An 18,407-nucleotide genomic window follows, 5' to 3' on the forward strand; every position below is an offset into this window, starting at 1 on the left:
AATAGGTGCCAGGCACCTCCGCAGGCACAAAAAGTGTGTTGTAATATTCCTCCTTCAAACCGCCAAGGCAACACCTTGGCGGTTTTGCGTATGCTAGAATATTTGTAATGAACGACCTCTCTCAGTATGAAAAAAGCAGAAGTGATGCACATGCATATTTTCTTTCGCATAAACCGATACACTCTCCAGTATTGAATGAGTATATTCATTTTACCGCTGAAGGCTTCAATCATATTTTATATAAGGGTTCCAGGAAGGAGCGAGACAGGGAATCGCAACAGATGCGATTCAAACTTTTAACAAGAGCAACAAAACTTATCGCAATTTCAACAACATACCAAGAGTACGAAGAGAGAATGAAAGAGTGTGTTGTAAAAGTTAAAAAGACGAAAGTCACAAAAACCAAGAGAATACAATATTGGGGAATCATTGCAATTATTGATAATAGAAAGATTAAGGTAATTGTGAGAAAAATTGGAGACAATGGACAAATACATTTTTGGAGTATTGTACCAGCATGGGTAACAAACAAGTATAGAGATACGCGGTTTGTGTCGACAATGAAAGGAGATCCAGAAGAAGATTAAAAAAATACCACCCGAGGGTGGTATTTTTTATAGTGCTCGCCTTCGGCTTATGTATTAGCCGAATAGGGCTGACGCCCCACAAGCACATTTCTATAATACCTCTTTTTTTTGAAAAAACAAGATTATCATTCACATTCAAGTGTTGTAAGTCACGTACCAAAGTATCGTCATATACAGATATATGGAACCAAAATATTCACAAAAGATGATTGATGCAATAGAAGAGGGTGAGAAGGATATTGCTGAGGGAAGGGTGTATACGGAAGAAGAAGTTTTGAAAATGTTTGCAGGAAAAACAGATACGAAGTTTATCCCAGACTTTGACAATCTCACACCAGAAGAACAAGAGATTGAAGATTCTCTTGAAAGTGGTGAGTATGTGACGGACATCGGATGTCCGTCATCAAGAATAGGTGCCAGTCACCACTGGTGTGGTTATAAAGCAAAAAAGTAACGCTTAAACCGACCATCAGGTGGTTTGGAATGGCGATAGGAACCACTAGATGTGCGGTGCTCGTGCAGAGTTTGTGTATTATTTCTCGAGTGATATAATTTGAGAATGAAAAGTACTCCTCCAAAAACAAAAAAGGCAGTTTCTGAAAAAGTGATTACGTTGGAGCAGCATAATGCTGATATTAAGCGTTATATTGGGGCAGTTGCTGAAGATTTTCAGCACCGCTTATCAGCAATTGGTGAACAATTTTCTAGTTTGCATGATAAACTCGATACCCACACCACAGAAATAACTCGCATTAATGACAAACTCGATGATCACGGAAGAATTCTTAATTCCCATACAGAAATGATAGGCCGTCTCATGATTGATGTGGAAGAAATAAAGGTGGGTATGAATGAAAAAGTGAGTCGGAGTGAATTCAATAAACTTGAATCACGACTCGTTTCGCTCGAATCTTTTGTGTTTAGCAAACAGGCAAAAACATCAAAGGTTTCTAAATAATGTTTTTTTGGAAGGGAAAACACCGTGCTTACGCACGATGAACCTGCGAAGGGTGGCCTTTTACTATATTCTTGATGACGGACATCGGATGTCCGTCATCAAGAATAGGTGCCAGCCACCTTCGGAATATTTAATCTCTAAAAAAACGTATCATAATATTTCTCACCCAAACCACCAAGGCTCCGCCTTGGTGGTTTTGTGCGTGTTAAAATATTTGCAATGATGCATGATAAAAATTTTGATGCGTGGAATATTGAAAAGAAACGAATCGATACATTGAAACCACATATTAATTTTTATATTCACGAACGCGAAGTATGGTGGGCTGCCATTGGTGTAAATATTGGGACTGAAATAGATGGTAAGAATCAGCAATACGAACGTCCAGTACTCGTGCTACGAAAACTCGGTAAAGAACAATTTTTAGGAGTCCCACTCACTTCAAAAAATAAGATGGGTATTTTTTACACACCCGTCCAATACGGAGAAGGAAATGGTACAGCATGTATTTCGCAAATACGTGTATTCAGCACGCAACGATTACTTCGAAAGATCGGAAAAGTATCTACTAAAGATTTTGAAATAGTAACCAAACAACTCTCAAAACTAATTGCAACAGGTAGGATATAAAAATCGAACCCCAGCTTGCGCTGGGGTTCTCGGAGCCCGAAGGCCTTAATGAATATATTGTATCAGGGATAATAAAAACCACAACCCCTCGGCGGTTTTGCATGAAGAGATAGGTGGCAGGCACCTCCGGAATGGCCGACATCGTAAGTCGGCCATACGCATTCATTGTCTTTTACTTCGGTATTTGCATCCTGATAAAAGATGGGGTAGATTCAGGGAGGTTTTGTCAATGAGAGAGGTGTAGACCATGTCAAAAGAGAAGTCAAAAGTGTTTGGAAGGGGTTTGTTCGCAGGAAATTTCTTGATTCCAGCCGATCGTGGAATTCGTTCTGAAATATTGCGCAAACTGGAAGGCCATATACATTCTGGAGATGCGTACTTGCCAGGGCGTGAGGATGAAAGAAAGGTCCTTAATGCACAAATCAAGGCTTTAGAAGCCTTTGGTAGGGCTATGGAGTAACTGATCTAAAAAGCTCTTGATAATTACCCGCCACGGCGGGTAATTTTCTTCTCTAGCAAATTAATAAACAGGTCCTTCCTGTTTAAACAGGAAGGACCTGTTTATTTGGACGAGATCCGACGTCGTCCTTTTGCTACGTAACTATGAGTTAATCACAACAGGTAACTGACAGATTATATTCTTGTCGTATCATATACGTGTATGACACAGAGCATGCAAAAGATTGGATTTTTCCTTTCTTTCTGTGTGCTTTTTTTAACGCCAACGCTTTCACACGCAGAAGGGTGTGGGAGTATTATTGGCCCAAGAAATTGGTTTGACACTGATACAATCGTCTCCACACCAATACCAATGGAAAATTGTAATAACCCTTTTGATGCTACTACCAATACAATTTCTCCCTACGTACTTAAAATCAATGATGTCCTCGTTTCTGATAATGGTACTGTCGAAGTACCTGAAGGTGGAGCGGTAAAGTATGAAATTGAAGGAGATTCATTACTCACTACACATAGTTCATTTCTTTTTCTTCATGATGGTGCGGATTACCGATATATCAATACAAAACCTTCAAAACCAGTAGAATCAGATTTTCGAAAGTTTGCACAAGAATTTTTTTCGCAAGATACTGATATAGAAGTATATGTTGCCGCAGCATTGGATCTAGATCTTGTGTATGCAATGAATGAAGATGAGCAAACTGCATTTTGGAAGTATTGGGATTATGTTAATCAACAGTATGTCCCACAAACACCCGTCCTACGTGCGGGAACATATACCTATGTGATTCGAGACTATGACATTTTTATAGTTCAACAAAACTTCATCCAGCGAATATTTTCACATCTTATTCCCACCGCATACGCACAGGAAGAACCCTACATATTTACAATTACCTTTACTCTTGTAGAAGTTCTACCCACCCCCACAGGAATTTCAAACATTCTCTTCCTCCCGGGGATTATGGGGTCACGACTCTATGAAGAGAGTGATGTATGTGGTTCGTCTATTAAGGAACGAGAGCGGTGGGTATCAGGCGATGAGTGTGACCAATTGCGCATGGAGACAAATATTGCTGGTATAAGTAAGTATGATATTTATACAAAACCAGGAGATAATTCGATTGTTGATGAAACATATTCACTTAACTTATATAAAACTTTCTTTACAAAACTTAACGAATGGAAGGAGGAGGGTATTATCACCGATTACGCAACGGTGCCATATGATTGGAGATTGCGTCTTGATGATTTGTTGAAAGCTCGCCTAGACCCAGATACGGGAAGAATCAATTATGATGTCTCAGGGACTCTCGAGGACGGATATTTGTATCAGACTCTTACTGCTCTTGTTGCGAGTTCAACCACAGGAAAAGTAACTATCGTTGCTCATTCAAATGGAGGTCTTCTCGCTAAAATATTCTTAAGTGCACTTCAAAATAAGAATGATCCATTGGCTGGTAAAGTTGATAATCTGATATTGGTTGGAGTTCCCCAAGTTGGAACCCCCGATGCACTTATTGGTATGCTCCATGGCACAGAAATTGGTCCAGGGGGAATTATTCTTTCTCAAGAGACGACACGACGATTGATGAGCATGATGCCGTTTGCATACCACCTTTTACCCAATCAAAATTATTTCAATGGACAGGTGAGTGGCGTTTCTACACCAGTACTCACATTTGAAGATGGAGATAAAACAACGGGGTGGAAGAATGCATTTGGCACCGCAGGTACTGATGCAAACTCACTATATGATTTTCTTCGCAAAGAGAGTGGTCGTGTTGTTCCCAGTGAAGATGACCTTCTTACACCAGCCGTTGTAGATGGTTTTCATTTTCAATATGCACGTACAATCGGTCAATTGCTAAATGAATGGACCCCACCTGATACTATGAACGTGTACCAAATTGCTGGTACAGGCATAGATACACCATCAGGAATTACTTATTTCACCGACAAGGAGTGTGTCTCACGAAATCCTCTTAAACTATTTGCGTGTACACAGTATGCGCCGAAACTTGGGTATAGAGTAAATATGACAATCGATGGCGATGCTACTGTAGTGGTGTCGAGTGCGCTTGCAATGAGTGAAAAAGAAAATATTGAGCGCCAGTGGGTTAATTTGTTTGCGTATAACGCTGACCATTTTGGTTTTGATAGAGTACATAAAGATATATTTGAAGTTGACGACGTTATCCGTTTTATTAAAGCTACGATAGAAGCTAGTACTACTGCCACATACACATATGAATATCTCAGTGAGACTGCTTTAGCGCTTCCTGCAGGAGACCGTCTTATCTTTTATCTCCACTCGCCACTTGATATGTCTGTTGCTACGCAAGAGGGGGTTATCAGTAGTTCCACCAATACTATTCGTGGAGCGACGTACCGGCGATATGGCGAAGTGCAATATATCTCACTTCCACGAGAGGGTGACGAGAATCACACCATTGTCCTCAATGGCCAATCTGAAGGTTCATTTACTCTCGAAATAGAAGAGTGGGGAAGTGGTGAAATGAAGGATCGACACACCTATGCAGGCATTCCTTCAAGCGCACATACAAAAGTACAGATGGAAATACAAAATACTACTTCTATAGCAGATGCAGTGCTTGAGGTTGACTATGATGGTAATGGAACTAAGGACATCATATATAATACAAGTGGTGAGGTAGTTGTGCCGGTTACTTACGACATACTAAGAAGCGCAATCCAAGCACTTCCACTAAAAGTAACACTCAAAAAAGTACTTCTCACAACTGCAATTATTGCAGAGCAATATCATGAGAAATCACTCACGAAAGATGCATACTCAAAGCTAGAAATAACGGCACTACAATTGTTGAAGCAGCAGATCATTCTCTACACACGACTACGTCTCCTCACTCAGACAGAAGGACAAAACATTATTGCGATTATTGGAGGTCTAGTTAAAAAATAAAATATATGAAAAACACACTAATTATTACAAATATTTTCTTATTCACTAGCTTTTTATTTTTTAGTTATTTTAAAGGATATTATGGTCCGAGATTTTGTATACCGTTTGAACATGCTGACCATTGTTTCTATTTATATCTCGTTATTAAAGATACGATAGGGATTTTCACAATAATTTTTCTACCTGTATCAATACTAGTTTGCTTTTGTAAAGACTCGGTAGTAATTAAATGGTGGAAATTTGCTCGCGTTGTCATTCCACTCATTTTAATTATTTCAACTATCATAAATCTTGGTTTTCACCATAACCCAGGTGGATTCATGAATTTAGATAATATGTTTGATATCCCTGCACAGATGCTTATGTACGGCATTTTTGTCATTGGTTCAGTTATTCAAATTGTCCGTGGGTATCGAGTAAGTAGAGCGAGGTAGTTAGGTAAATAGTGTCCCTATTACTTCCCATCACGATTATTATTTTTTGGTGTTGAATCCTTTATTCAGATTGTGTGTGGGTATCGCGTAAGGAGTGACCGTATAAGATTAAATCATAAGTAATTCATGTCACGAGTAAGTAAAGCAGTCCTAATAATAACTTTTTTTGGGTGTGTTTTTTTGTTTGTAATTGCATACGAAATGAATAATGGTTACTATCAGCATGATACGCAAGAAAATATCATAATTACTGACACTGACACTGACACTGACCCTGACCCTGACCCTGACACACAAAATACACTCGTACAGGAAACACCTGTCGTCACTGCTTTTGATCAAGCCGTAACCATTTCAACGACCGAGACTCAGGTGTCAGAGAGTGTGCGTAATGCTCGCCGAATTCTTGATGGAGAAATCACTTTTGAGGAAGCACTTAAACAGAAGTTATTGATTAGTTCGGATGATTTTTTAATTGTTAAAAATCCTCGGATAGTGCCACTGACTTTTGTGAATGGACACGAAGAGCAGGTCTCTGGTATTCAGACATCACATAACACTTCACTGACAGTAGGGAATGGTGATGAAGAAATACTTGAAATGTATGTAACAGACGATAGTGGGAGATATACAGGAACAATACCATTACCCAAGGAGTACGGATTTGTATATGAGCAAGTACCAAGACTCGAATATGATAGATTTGCTGGGAATATATACTTCCGTTTTGATGCTGCCTCTACATCGGCGACAGTGTTTCTCTTTGGAAAGAAGATACAAATAGCAAACATATTCGTCTCTGTTTCTGATGAAGAAATTACTCAAATTTCTTTTCCTGTCTCATCTCGAACTGTTGGATCGGTGCGTATTGAACGTACAGATGATAGCATTACACTTCATAAATGGAATTTTGACTTTGATGGTAACGGCACAACTGATGTATCAATCGGCAACAAGGATTACTTGTCAATTTCTGATCTTGAAGTTGCTTTTGATACAATCAGTAATGACCCATTACTTTCTCAGGATGAACGCTCAATGGTTTTGGCATGGAAAGACTCATACATAAGTTTAATTAATGATAGATAGAAAGACTCAAAATAGCAGTGTATACTAGTATCAATGTTCAACAAAACATTTTATCGGTTCCTTTTTGGGTTCCTTGCCATTATTGCTTCGACACTCGTGGTGATTTTGCTCGTGGGCTCTACACAAGAATAATATGCGTATCACTGATCAATATTTTTGGAATTTTGTTTTTTTCCTCTTCTTTATTTGTCTCGCTGTAATGGCGACCATTATCCTCCAAGATGAGGCGATTAAAACGTATGAATCACTTGTGCTCGGAGACTACGTCCTCATGACACTCGCAGCATTTCGCATCGTACGCGCTACCGTGTATGACAAGGCTTTCGCCTTCCTCCGTGAACAGTTTTACGACGTCTCTGAATACAAAGGGAAGGTGGTACTGGTAAAGCCCGAGAGCGGGCCACGTCGCACCCTTGCCGATCTCCTTACCTGCCCATGGTGTGTGGGTATGTGGGCGGTATTTATGGTTTCGTTTTTCTATATGCTTTCTCCGTATGCCTTTTACCCCGTACTCATCCTCGCGCTCTCGGGTGTGGCATCGGTGCTCCAAATATTGGCAAATCTCATTGGATGGAAAGCAGAGCAGACGAAGTACGATGTAGAAGGGAGGTAGAGAAGGGGGAGAAAAGCGCTCGCGACCTTTGGTCGGGGGCGCTTTTCATTTTGTAAAACTCTGGTATAGTTGCTCCCGTACAGGCTCAAGACAGCCGGTCTGCGCATGCAGGTAATTGGATATACATCCAGCCAGCCGAGGTCCCACTCTATTTTTAGCGGGGGTCGAAACCACAGTCTATACAGGCACTGCCTGTTTGTCTCGTACATATTATTGGTTTCACACATATTATTGTGGCAATCACAAAAGCAAAGAAGCAGGATATCCTCGCAAAGCTTGAGGGTATCAAAAAGGAAGCCGAAACTCTCGTATTCGTGAGCTTCAAGGGAGTTACCGTAAAGGAAACTACCGCAATGCGTCGCGCACTTAAGGAGGCAGGCGTCGGCTACTTTGTAGCAAAGAAGACACTCATGAAGCGCGTGTTCACGGGCTACGAAGGCGAAATGCCTGAACTCGAAGGTGAAATCGCTGTTGCATACAGCAGTGATGCAATCGCTCCTGCACAAAACGTGAAGGACTTCGCAAAGAAGTACAAGGACGCAGTTGCTATCGTTGGAGGAGTTTTCCAGGGCGTATTCAAAAACAAGGCAGAGATGACTGAAATCGCATCGATTCCATCACTCCAGGTACTCCGTGGTATGTTTGCACAACTTATCAATTCACCACGTCAGCGTTTTGCGGTGGTATTGAGTAAGGTGGCGGAGACGAAGTAGGGGATAGTATTAATTAATAAGAAGTAGGGTTTGGAACTGGTGCGTGGTAAAAATTCATTAGGAATAGAATTTTTCCACGGCCAAGATTTTCTACATTCACTACGTTCATAAGAAAATTGGCATGACACAAGCAGAAATTATTGAGGCAGTAGAAAAAATGACTGTTCTCGAACTCAACGAACTCGTAAAGACTATTGAAGAGAAGTGGGGCGTATCAGCAGCTGCAGTAGCAGTAGCAGGTCCAGCAGCAGGAGGTGAGGCAGCAGAGGAGCAGAGCGCTTTCACCGTAGAGCTCACTGAATCAGGCGCACAGAAGATTGCTGTTATCAAGGTGGTAAAGGAAGTACTTGGTCTCGGTCTCAAGGAGGCTAAGGATCTCGTAGACGCAGCACCATCAGTGGTTAAGGAAGGTCTCAAGAAGGAAGATGCTGAGGCACTCAAGGTAAAGCTTGAGGAGGCTGGAGCAAAAGTTACCTTGAAATAAGGTTTCTTATAAAATAAAAGGCTCGGACTTTCGTCCGAGCCTTTTATTTTATGTAAAACCTTTCAAGGTAACTTTTGAACCGCAGCGCCGCGTCCGGGGGACGAGGAAGGCGCGAGGTGGGGCCGAGAGTTCTTACTATCTTTTAGAACGAAGTGAATAAAAGTAGTTAGAAACTCGTGGCAAGGTAACACTCAAATAATAACCACAAAAAAAAGCGGTCACATGACCGCTTTTTTTTGTGGTTAAAAATTAATGAGTGAATTTCATTGACAGACTGGTGATGGATAGGTATTGTTCGCATAGTTTGTTCTCCTAGGAGAACAGCCCGAAAGGGTTATTTTGTTCATCTCCGAGGAGATGTTCTTTCAGAGAGTGGAGGATTCACAATGACGGATTCAAAACAAGTGCCTGAAATCAAGCAACTCCCCATTGCTGAGCAGATGGAACGGCTCGAGACATGGGTGCGTGGCCATTTTAAGCTGTTCAACAAATATCGAGGTGGGAAACTCAATGGCTTTGGCCAGTACGAGTTTCTTCAGCCAGACAGGGCGGTGTCCCCTACGGCAGACCTGAAGTGCTATGACCAGTTGGTTGGTGACGTGCGCGTTCTCCGGAACGCGCTCGCGGTACTGCACCGAGATGGATGTTCCACTGCTGCTGAAGCATTGTGGGATGCCCTGCTTTACTCAGACCGCTATGAGCGACCGTATCAACTACCTTTTGAAAATGAGGAACTTGATGAGTTGGAGCCGATGGTGCTACTCATGTTTGAACCAGTAAAGTCATTTCAAATCATGAAGTGGTACCCAAGCAGTTGGTATCAACTCGACCGACTTTTTGGCGAGGATACGGATACAGTTCTGACCGATGAGTCACGGGCCGTTGCACAAATGCTCCCGAGTCTCAAGAAGTATTGGGAAAAAAGGCGGAGGTCTCGTGGTCCTTCCCATGGTGATATTTTTGAAGCCATCGGGGAGGACATACTCGGTCCATTTGGTGGTATGCAGGAATGGTTTGATGTACGTGAGTACGGGTCACCAGTTGCTGCACTGTATACGGGTGACACTTGCTCTGCTGGAATGGGTAGCACTCATCTTTATGCTCATGATGCATACAATGGTGTGGCGTTTGCATACCTATTGCGCAATGTGCATCAGAAGGATGTCTTGGAGAGGATTCCAAGGGCTTTACAAGGAAGCGTGGCGACCTGGCAGTTTGAGGTCTACAAGAAAACTTGGAATGGCGTCCCCAGGCATAAGGTAATGCTTATTCCCGAAGATGAATTCGCCTGTTGGCAGGGGATTCATAAGTCCTCGGTAAGTAGGAGTATCTCGGCTGGGTACATGGCGGTATACAACCCGTCAAAAGTATTTGAAACCACACCAGGTGGTATTGCGCGAGATATGAAATCAACACTCGTGCTCGACAATCGGTAGTCCTTTGTACGGCTTTATGACGGGGTCCTCGTGACCCCGTCTTTTTTATTGAAGACCAAAAACAAAACCCCGCGGATGCAGGGCTTTTTGATGGGGATGAAGTTACATTTTCTGCCATTTTCCGAGGAGCCAAAATGCAAGAGATATGGTGGTTGTGATACCTCCCATCACAGCTATATTGGTAACCGTCAATTGCCCGCGAAAGAGCAGGATGATCCAGCCAATTAAGGAGCCTACGATTATCCCCACCAAAATACGTTTGTTGTAACTCATGATGACCTTTCTGCTCACGAGGGAGCGGTGTGATAGAACAAAGCCTTTATGAGGCCATTAGTGCAAACTGTACTTATACTATACAACATAAAATAAAAAAAGCAAACGGTGTCACGACAACCGCCACTTCCTCTATATCTCTAGAGAGATCAATTTTTAAGCAAAACAAAAGCCCCGCGGATGCAGGGCTTTGACTAAGCTTCGGCTTTCTCACTCAAAGACCAGGTCTATGAGTTTGAGAGCGGATTCAGGAATTGTGAACGGATGGTAACATCTTTCACACACGAGCAACTTCTTATGTGTAGAGACACTGATATGCTTCATGCGTCCACCGCAACAAGCGCCGGCGAGAGGATTGCCCTCGTTATCACCACCGTGTAACAGTGTCAGTGTCGGCGAATCAATTTCTTGATTCAAAATTTCAAGATGATGAGCCTCTCCTTCAAAAATGTTGGTTGAGACAACCAAAGAACCATAGTGGTCTGGTAAAACACATACTTTAAAATACGGTACCATACAGAAACCTCCAGAAATAACTGTTGTACTTATATCACAAAAATCAATGGAATCAAAAAAACTCCCTAGGGTTCCCCTAGGGAGTTCTAGAGTGAAAAAACGCCGTGATATACTTCTCTTATGAAAAATATCCTTCTTCTTGCTCTTGCTCTTGCATTACCATCGGTAACATTTGCGTGTGGTGGTACCACTCCTGAATTTGTGCTAATCGGACTACTACCACCCGCTCTATTTCTCTTCATGGTGTACCGATTATTTCTACGAAAGTATAAGCTTTCCCACCCGCTCCGCGCTCGAGTAATTCTATTAATATGCATAGCAGTTGCTGTATTCTGGACTTATGCTGTGTTCATGATGTTCGCATCTTCGACTTGTACGGTATTATAGCGGGATTGGTTCACCCACGACACCCGCCTCTTTCTCTGTCTAGGGTTGCGGGGGAGGGAGGTATGCTATAATTTTGGCCATTATGTCAGACCCACTCGCAATCCTTTTTGGGAATCAAGCACGTGTCAAATTACTTCGTTTTTTTCTTTTTAACCCATCGCAGGAATTTAGCCTTGATGATATTAGTCGTCGTGCAAAACTGGTGCGTCGCACCGCGCGTACGGAGATCAATGCGCTTGAACGTGCTGAGATAATTAAGAAGAAGATTATTTTTGCGAAGCACGCGACACGCGATATCAAGGTGCGTATGCAGGGGTACATGCTCAATACCAAGTCACCACAGTTGCAGTCTCTGCAAACATTTCTTTTTGAAACTGCACCGATAAATGGTGAGACGGTGATGAAGCATTTGCGCAAGGTGGGGCCACTCGATTTTGTGGCATGTACGGGTATCTTCACACGTGAGTTTGATAGACGGCTCGACCTCCTCATTGCGATGAAGAAGATGAATGAATCAAAAGTAGAGGTAGCAATACGCGCACTCGAAGCGGAAATTGGTATTGAGATTCGTTATGCCACATTTGCCTCTGCTGATTTGCTCTACCGTGTGGGTATGAATGATAAACTGACGCGTGATGTATTTGATTATCCGTACATTGTACTTGTCGATAAAATAGGCATTCGAAACGAACTCTCAGCGCCGTAAAAAGGGGTGCTCCCTCTACACAAAAAAGCACCGGAACGGCCCCAAAAGGGGGGGCCGGGGGGGGCCCCCCCCCACAGAAAGAGGGGAGGGGGGAGGAAAGGGAGGGAAGGAGGGGGGGGGGGGGGGGGGGGGGGGGGGGGGGGGAGGGGGGGGGGGGGGGGGGGGGGGGGCAGCGAGGGCACACCGCGCAGGGCGGGGGGGGGGGGGGGGGGGGGGGGGGGGGGGGGGGGGGGGGGGGGGGGGGGGGGGGGGGACGGGGCGGGGCGGGGGGACGGAGGGGGGGGGGGGGGGGGGGGGGGGGGGGGGAGGGGGGGGGGGGGGGGGGAAGAGGGGGGGGGGGGGGGGGGGGGGGGGCGGGGGGAGGGGGAGGGGGGGGGAGCGGGGGGAGGGGGCCCGGGGGCGGGGGGGGGGGGAGGGGGGGGGGGCGGGGGAGGGGGAGGGGAGCGGGGGGGGGGGGGGGGGGGGGGGGGGGGGGGGGGGGGGGGGGGGGGGGGGGGGGGGGGGGGGGGGGGGGGGGGGGGGGGGGGGGGGGGGGGGGGGGGGGGGGGGGGGGGGGGGGGGGGGGGGGGGGGGGGGGGGGGGGCGCAGGGGGGGGGGGGGGGGGGGGGGGGGACGGGGGGAGGGGGGGAGGGGGGCGAGAGGGGGGGGGGGGGGCGGGGGGGGGGCGGGGAAGGAGGGGGGAGAAGGGGGGGAAAGGAAGAAAGAGGAGAAAGGAAGACGGGGGGAGAAGGAGGGAGGAGGAGGAAGGAAGGAAGGAAGAGGGAAGAAAGAAAGAGGAGGAGGAGGGCGGGAAAGGCGGGAGGGGGGGAGCGCGCCCGCGCCACCCCCGGAGCCCCCGGACGAGGGGGAGCGGGGGGGAGGGAAGGGGGGGGGGGGGGGGGGGGGGGGGGGGGGGGGGGGGCGGGGGGGCGCCGGAGGGGACGAGCGGGAGCGGGGGGGGGGGCGGGGGGCGGCGGGGGGGGGGGGGGGGCGAGGGGGGGGGGGGGGGGGGGGGGGGGGGGGGGGGGGGGAGGAGAGGGGGAGGAAGGGGGGGAGGGGGGGGGGGGGGCAATGCGGTGCTTTTTTGCGCAGAGAGGGCACCCAACCCGCATCCACCTCTAAATGCTTGACTCTGTAACGGATTCATATATAATGGCGCCTACGTGTTTATGAGTATTACCAGAAAGACCCAGTAGCGGACAGACATCGCCTAGCGAGTTTGACCGCATGCGCGGTTTTTTTAGTCAAAAAACTTCGGAAGAGTTTTGGAAAAGTATTCAAGTGAAACGCAAGATTTTTGAAAATTGCATATTCTAGAGACGAGGTTGATAAGGCCTCGTTTCGAAAGACCTATGTGCTCGACACACATAGGCGTGTTCTCAATATCTTCGGATATTGAGAACAACAGGTAAGCGTATGTTGCGTAAAGACAATTGTGCATTGCACGGGTCTTTTCGTCCGCAACATACACAACACATTAAGTCGTGTCAGAGTATGTATCTCTGATACGCACACTCAAAAATTGTACAGCGGTGTACAGCGTTCAACTAAGTGAATGCAAGACTGCGAAAGCGGTGTATAGCATTCCTTCGAATGGAGCGAGCGAGAATCGCACGAAAGTTTACTTTCGTATGATCGAGCGAGCGAACATTCCAAGGAGATAATGTTAGATACCCATTAAGCGGTGTACAGCATTCCTTACAGGAATGTTAAGGGTGTATGGTGGATGCCTAGGCTTCAAAGAGCGATGAAGGACGTGGTATGGCTGCGTTAAGCTCCGGTAAGATGCCAAACAATCGTTATAACCGGAGATGTCCGAATGAGGAAACTCACCTGCTTACGGCAGGTACCCTTGTATGAGGGAGCGTACCCAGTGAAGTGAAACATCACAGTAGCTGGAGGAAAAGAAAGCAAAAAACGGGACTTTCTTTCTGGTTGGAAAATCGAGTGGATTTATTCACGCGATTTACCATTACGACCAGGAAGAAGGTCCTCGCGATCCCCTGAGTAGCGGCGAGCGAAACGGGATGAGCCCAAACCATTCGTGTTTACATGAATGGGGTTGTAGGGCAGAGACGTCATTTAGTTGAGAAGAGTTACAAATTGGTGTGATAACAAAACGCGTTGGGAAGCGCGACCCCAGTAGGTAATAGTCCTGTATGTGAAATTGCATCAACTCTTTTGTTTCTGTTCCTGAGTAGTTCGGGACACGAATAGCCCGAATGAATCTGCCAGAACTAACTGGTAAGGCTAAATATCTTTGAAGACCGATAGTGAACAAGTACCGTGAGGGAAAGGTGAAAAGAACCCCGGAGAGGGGAGTGAAATAGAACTGAAACCATACATCTACAAGGAGTCGAAGCCCTGCGGGGCGACGGCGTGCCTATTGAAGAATGAGCCGGCGAGTGTATCTGTATTCTTTGTCTAAGCGGTAACCCCGTGGAGGCCTAGTGAAAGCGAGCGTGAATAGCGCGAATATAGAGTACGGATACGACCCGAAGCGGGATGAGCTTGCCATGTGCAGGGTGAAGCGAAGGTAAAACTTCGTGGAGGCCCGAACCGGTTGGCCGTTCAAAACCATCGGATGACATGTGGTAGGGAGTGAAAAGCTAATCGAATTCCGTAATAGCTGGTTCTCTCCGAAACAGCTTTAGGGTTGGCGTCGCGTGTTCCTCCTGGGGGTAGAGCACTGGAAGGTTTAAATAGGGAGAAATCTCGTTAAACCTATCAAACTACGAATACCAGGCAGTTAGAGCGCGGCAGTTAGACTACGGGGGAGAAGCTCCGTTGGTCGAAAGGGAAACAGCCCAGACCGCCAGTTAAGGTCCCTAAATATATACTCAGTGCGTCTTGAGGAGGTGAGGATTCATCAACAGTCAGGATGTTGGCTTAGAAGCAGCCATCATTTAAAGAAAGCGTAACAGCTCACTGATCGAGAGTCCTTGCGCCGAAGATGATCGGGGCTCAAGTATATTACCGAAACTGCGGATGTCACATTTCTTCGGATATGTGGCGTGGTAGGAGAGCGTTCTGTTCTGCGATGAAGCCAAGGTGTGAACCACGGTGGAGCGTACAGAAGTGAGAATGCCGGCACAAGTAACCGCAAGACGGGTGAGAACCCCGTCCGCCGAAATACCGAGGTTTCCTTCGCTATGATGATCAGCGAAGGGTTAGTCGGTCCTAAGCCGATCCCGACAGGGGGAGGCGATGGATAGCAGGTTAATATTCCTGCACACTGTTACGTTGCGATGGAGGGACGGAGCGTTGTACCCAAAGCATCTTATTGGATTGGTGCTGGAACTACGAGGACGTCTGGTAGGCAAATCCGCCAGATATAATCCGAGTAGGGTCTGAACGTGAGGCTACGGCCGAGCGAATGAGGGGAGCACGCTTTCTAGAAAAACTTCTAAGCATAAACGTAACGGTTCCGTACCGCAAACCGACACAGGTGGTAGGGTCGAGAAGACCAAGGCGAACGAGTGAGGGGTCCTTAAGGAACTCGGCAAAAAAGCGGCCGTAACTTCGGGATAAGGCCTGCCCTGCGTAGCAATACGTTGGGGCCGCAGCGAAAGATTTCCTGGCAACTGTTTAACAAAAACACAGCTCTCTGCGAAGACGTAAGTCCATGTATAGAGGGTGACGCCTGACCAATGCCGGAAGGTTAAATATGGGGGGTCTTATGGAGTAATCTGTAAGGCTGGACTATATAAGCCCCGGTCAATGTCAGCGATAACTATAATCGTTCTAAGGTTCGGCGCATTTTCCTCCGGGAAAATGCGCCGATAGGACTGGAACGATTATAGGTGTAAACAGAACAAGCCACAGCTACCTTACGTGCAGTAATGTACGTATAGTCCACAATGCAACCAACAAGAGACCAAATGTTGCACACCCGACCTCGTAAGAGAGGGTGAAGATAGAGTCCTTCTGCAAAAGAATTGGAATAGAAGAGCGCAATTCCTTGTCGGGTAAGTTCCGACGTGCACGAAAGGCGTAATGACTGGGAAACTGTCTCAAGGACCTGCTCGGTGAAAATACAATGGGGGTGAAGATGCCCCCTACCTGCAGTTAGACGAAAAGACCCCAGGAGCTTTACTGTAGCTTCGTATTGGGGCTGTTGAATTAATGCGTAGTATAGGTGTGAGACTTTGAAGTGGGCTTTCGGGTACCATGGAGTCGCCAGTGAAATAGCACCCTTTATTTTGGCAGTTTCTAACCAGCACGGAAAAACCGTGTTGAGACAGTGCGTGGCAGGCAGTTTTAGTGGGGCGCTACCCTCCCAAAGAGTAACGGAGGGGTCTCAAGGTTGGCTAGGTGCGAATGGAAACCGTACCGATAGTGTAATGGCATAAGCCAGCTTGACTGTGAGGCGTCAGTGCCAAACAGATGCGAAAGCAGAGCATAGTGAACCGACGGTCCGCTTTAGATGCGGCCGGAGATTATCTGACAAAAGTTACCCTGGGGATAACAGGCTAGTCGTGCCCAAGCGTCCATAGCGACGGCACGGTTCGGCACCTCGATGTCGGCTCAACTTATCCTGGGGCTGGAGCAGGTCCCAAGGGTATGGCTGTTCGCCATTTAAAAAGTTACGTGAGCTGGGTTTAGACCGTTCAGATTCTAAATATTTTGGAATCTGAACCAATCTAAACCCGAGGAGAATACTTGACCAGTATTCAAAAAGACATCATTCACGGCGGTGGTAGAAAGTAATTTCTACACATAAAATTGACTATATCGGTGGAGTCCTAAACCAACATATGTTAGGATAATACCGAGGGAAGTCTTGTATGACACAAAAAATTAATTCATCGTTCAGTATCTATCTTGCCGGTTTTTTGGATGGAGATGGAAGTATATATGTACGAGCAAAACCAAATAGTTCATATAAATATGGCTATCAAATTGCTCCAACTGTTGCTTTCTTTCAGTCTAAGAAAAGTGGTGAGTTTCCAAAACTGTGCAAACGAATCCCGTACGGGACGTTGAGAGTTAGGAAGGATGGTATATATGAATATACTATTTCAAAACAAAAAGAAATTAGAGATTTTCTTTTCCAAGTGTTGCCCTATCTTGTGTTAAAACAGGAACAAGCAAAACTTATGATTAGAATTCTTGATGTTAAAGATACTATACAGACTATAGATGATTTCAATGTTTTGCTTGCACTCATTGATTCTTTTCGGGAATTAAATTACTCGAAGAATCGCAAAGTGCGTACAAAGACCCCGTAGAGACTAAACGTCAATCTCCTTGAAATGAAGCAAGGAAGAAGATATAGTCCGATCCTCCGAGTAATCGGAGCAACAAGATGCGTGAGACAGGTTGGTCTCTATCTACTGCAGGCGTCGATTCTTGAAGAGATTTGTCCCTAGTAAGTATTTGCTACTTTGTGAAGAGATTCACATTGAAAATATGGCTTATAACGGTGAAGCCTTCATATGTTTTTGGTTCGAGAATTATATTCATGCACGGTCCAGTCATGATATAATTCGCTTGAGGACCAGAAACCTCTTTAAGGTAATACCGTGGGAAGTCGCCGTATCACATTAGTTTTAATGTGCCAGGTTGACCCCGTAACGACTTGCGCTGAAAGACGCGCGGACGCATACGTAGAGGAATCATTCCATTGAGAATGACTGCTCGTATGTGTAAGATGCCATCGCCCTCATTTAGACATTCTGTCTAAAACGGGTGAAGATATAGTCTGTGCTCCTAGAAATAGGGGAAGCGTTTAATTGGAAATTTAACCAGTTAAATTCACGACGAGAGGACCGGGATGAACTGACCTCTGGTCTACCTGCTGTCACGCCAGTGGCACCGCAGGGTAGCTATGTTGGGAATGGATAACTGCTGAAAGCATCTAAGCAGGAAGCCAACTCTAAGATGAGGAATCATTAAGTCCCCTGAGAGATGATCAGGTTGATAGGCACTAGGTGGAAGTACAGCAATGTATTGAGCCAAGGTGTACTAATCAGACGTAATTCCTGTAGGGAATGCTGTACATCGATATTAATTCGGTGATACATGCGTACCTCTGGTTCGAACAATAGTTCGGGTTGTAAACCAACCTTCGCTTGTTCAAAAATGAAAATGAGCAAAGCTCGCTTTCATTTTGTTCACGCGCTCGGTTGCCAGGGAATGCTGTACATGGCTAGTCCATGCATGGCTCCATACGGAGTAATGTTGTACACAATACAAT

General features: G+C 45.8%; 15 protein-coding genes and 1 rRNA gene. 14 read left to right on the forward strand and 2 right to left on the reverse strand.

Features of this window, described 5'->3' with window-relative positions; translation table 11 throughout:
- The first annotated feature begins 107 nt into the window (after positions 1-107).
- The 12 genes from IPH92_04800 to IPH92_04855 all read left to right on the forward strand — a co-directional run bounded on the left by IPH92_04800 (position 108) and on the right by IPH92_04855 (position 10,347).
- Positions 108-587 carry a hypothetical protein gene (locus IPH92_04800; protein ID QQR64845.1) on the forward strand — a complete coding sequence of 160 codons (480 nt, stop codon included), beginning with the start codon at positions 108-110 and terminating at the stop codon, positions 585-587.
- Positions 588-768: 181 nt separating this feature from the next.
- Positions 769-1,041, forward strand: a complete 273-nt coding sequence (locus tag IPH92_04805; GenBank protein ID QQR64846.1) for a hypothetical protein — start codon at positions 769-771, stop codon at positions 1,039-1,041.
- Positions 1,042-1,146: 105 nt separating this feature from the next.
- A complete protein-coding gene (locus IPH92_04810; protein ID QQR64847.1) occupies positions 1,147-1,545 on the forward strand; it encodes a hypothetical protein in 399 nt (132 codons plus the stop codon).
- Positions 1,546-1,764: 219 nt separating this feature from the next.
- The gene (locus tag IPH92_04815) at positions 1,765-2,175 is read left to right on the forward strand and encodes a type II toxin-antitoxin system PemK/MazF family toxin (protein ID QQR64848.1); all 411 of its coding nucleotides are present in this window, start codon (positions 1,765-1,767) and stop codon (positions 2,173-2,175) included.
- 247 nt (positions 2,176-2,422) lie between these two features.
- A complete protein-coding gene (locus tag IPH92_04820) occupies positions 2,423-2,635 on the forward strand; it encodes a hypothetical protein (GenBank protein ID QQR64849.1) in 213 nt (70 codons plus the stop codon).
- A gap of 201 nt (positions 2,636-2,836) precedes the next feature.
- On the forward strand, positions 2,837-5,578 hold the full coding sequence (locus IPH92_04825) for a hypothetical protein (protein QQR64850.1): 2,742 nt from the start codon (positions 2,837-2,839) through the stop codon (positions 5,576-5,578).
- A 5-nt stretch (positions 5,579-5,583) separates the two neighbouring features.
- Entirely contained in the window at positions 5,584-6,012 is a 429-nt protein-coding gene (locus tag IPH92_04830) for a hypothetical protein (GenBank protein QQR64851.1), read from the forward strand.
- Between the two features lie 201 nt (positions 6,013-6,213).
- Positions 6,214-7,101 carry a hypothetical protein gene (locus tag IPH92_04835; GenBank protein QQR64852.1) on the forward strand — a complete coding sequence of 296 codons (888 nt, stop codon included), beginning with the start codon at positions 6,214-6,216 and terminating at the stop codon, positions 7,099-7,101.
- A 133-nt stretch (positions 7,102-7,234) separates the two neighbouring features.
- Positions 7,235-7,714 (forward strand): DUF1360 domain-containing protein, encoded by a 480-nt coding sequence (locus IPH92_04840; protein QQR64853.1) that lies wholly within the window; start codon positions 7,235-7,237, stop codon positions 7,712-7,714.
- Positions 7,715-7,947: 233 nt separating this feature from the next.
- A complete protein-coding gene (locus tag IPH92_04845; GenBank protein ID QQR64854.1) occupies positions 7,948-8,427 on the forward strand; it encodes a 50S ribosomal protein L10 in 480 nt (159 codons plus the stop codon).
- Between the two features lie 115 nt (positions 8,428-8,542).
- Complete coding sequence (gene rplL / locus IPH92_04850) at positions 8,543-8,911, forward strand: 50S ribosomal protein L7/L12 (GenBank protein ID QQR65457.1); 369 nt, start codon at positions 8,543-8,545, stop codon at positions 8,909-8,911.
- A 386-nt stretch (positions 8,912-9,297) separates the two neighbouring features.
- Entirely contained in the window at positions 9,298-10,347 is a 1,050-nt protein-coding gene (locus IPH92_04855; GenBank protein ID QQR64855.1) for a hypothetical protein, read from the forward strand.
- A 102-nt stretch (positions 10,348-10,449) separates the two neighbouring features.
- Here the strand turns inward: IPH92_04855 and IPH92_04860 are convergent, their stop codons facing one another.
- Positions 10,450-10,620: a hypothetical protein gene (locus IPH92_04860; protein ID QQR64856.1), complete on the reverse strand. Its 171-nt coding sequence runs from the start codon at positions 10,618-10,620 to the stop codon at positions 10,450-10,452.
- 210 nt (positions 10,621-10,830) lie between these two features.
- The gene (locus IPH92_04865; protein QQR64857.1) at positions 10,831-11,136 is read right to left on the reverse strand and encodes a hypothetical protein; all 306 of its coding nucleotides are present in this window, start codon (positions 11,134-11,136) and stop codon (positions 10,831-10,833) included.
- A 469-nt stretch (positions 11,137-11,605) separates the two neighbouring features.
- On the opposite strand from IPH92_04865, the gene IPH92_04870 reads away from it, so the two are divergent.
- A complete protein-coding gene (locus IPH92_04870) occupies positions 11,606-12,229 on the forward strand; it encodes a hypothetical protein (GenBank protein QQR64858.1) in 624 nt (207 codons plus the stop codon).
- Positions 12,230-13,907: 1,678 nt separating this feature from the next.
- A 23S ribosomal RNA gene (locus IPH92_04875) occupies positions 13,908-18,199 on the forward strand.
- Positions 18,200-18,407 lie beyond the last annotated feature (208 nt).

It is taken from the genome of Candidatus Kaiserbacteria bacterium (genome assembly GCA_016699245.1).
GTDB lineage: Bacteria > Patescibacteriota > Minisyncoccia > Phycocordibacterales > UBA918 > Damh-18.

What these genes read in the sequence shown, in the direction of transcription:
- IPH92_04800 (QQR64845.1), top strand. Translation starts at nt 108, where the DNA reads ATGAACGACCTCTCTCAGTATGAAAAAAGCAGAAGTGATGCACATGCA.
- IPH92_04805 (QQR64846.1), top strand. Translation starts at nt 769, where the DNA reads ATGGAACCAAAATATTCACAAAAGATGATTGATGCAATAGAAGAGGGT.
- IPH92_04810 (QQR64847.1), top strand. Translation starts at nt 1,147, where the DNA reads ATGAAAAGTACTCCTCCAAAAACAAAAAAGGCAGTTTCTGAAAAAGTG.
- IPH92_04815 (QQR64848.1), top strand. Translation starts at nt 1,765, where the DNA reads ATGATGCATGATAAAAATTTTGATGCGTGGAATATTGAAAAGAAACGA.
- IPH92_04820 (QQR64849.1), top strand. Translation starts at nt 2,423, where the DNA reads ATGTCAAAAGAGAAGTCAAAAGTGTTTGGAAGGGGTTTGTTCGCAGGA.
- IPH92_04825 (QQR64850.1), top strand. Translation starts at nt 2,837, where the DNA reads ATGACACAGAGCATGCAAAAGATTGGATTTTTCCTTTCTTTCTGTGTG.
- IPH92_04830 (QQR64851.1), top strand. Translation starts at nt 5,584, where the DNA reads ATGAAAAACACACTAATTATTACAAATATTTTCTTATTCACTAGCTTT.
- IPH92_04835 (QQR64852.1), top strand. Translation starts at nt 6,214, where the DNA reads ATGAATAATGGTTACTATCAGCATGATACGCAAGAAAATATCATAATT.
- IPH92_04840 (QQR64853.1), top strand. Translation starts at nt 7,235, where the DNA reads ATGCGTATCACTGATCAATATTTTTGGAATTTTGTTTTTTTCCTCTTC.
- IPH92_04855 (QQR64855.1), top strand. Translation starts at nt 9,298, where the DNA reads ATGACGGATTCAAAACAAGTGCCTGAAATCAAGCAACTCCCCATTGCT.
- IPH92_04860 (QQR64856.1), bottom strand. Translation starts at nt 10,620, where the DNA reads ATGAGTTACAACAAACGTATTTTGGTGGGGATAATCGTAGGCTCCTTA.
- IPH92_04865 (QQR64857.1), bottom strand. Translation starts at nt 11,136, where the DNA reads ATGGTACCGTATTTTAAAGTATGTGTTTTACCAGACCACTATGGTTCT.
- IPH92_04870 (QQR64858.1), top strand. Translation starts at nt 11,606, where the DNA reads ATGTCAGACCCACTCGCAATCCTTTTTGGGAATCAAGCACGTGTCAAA.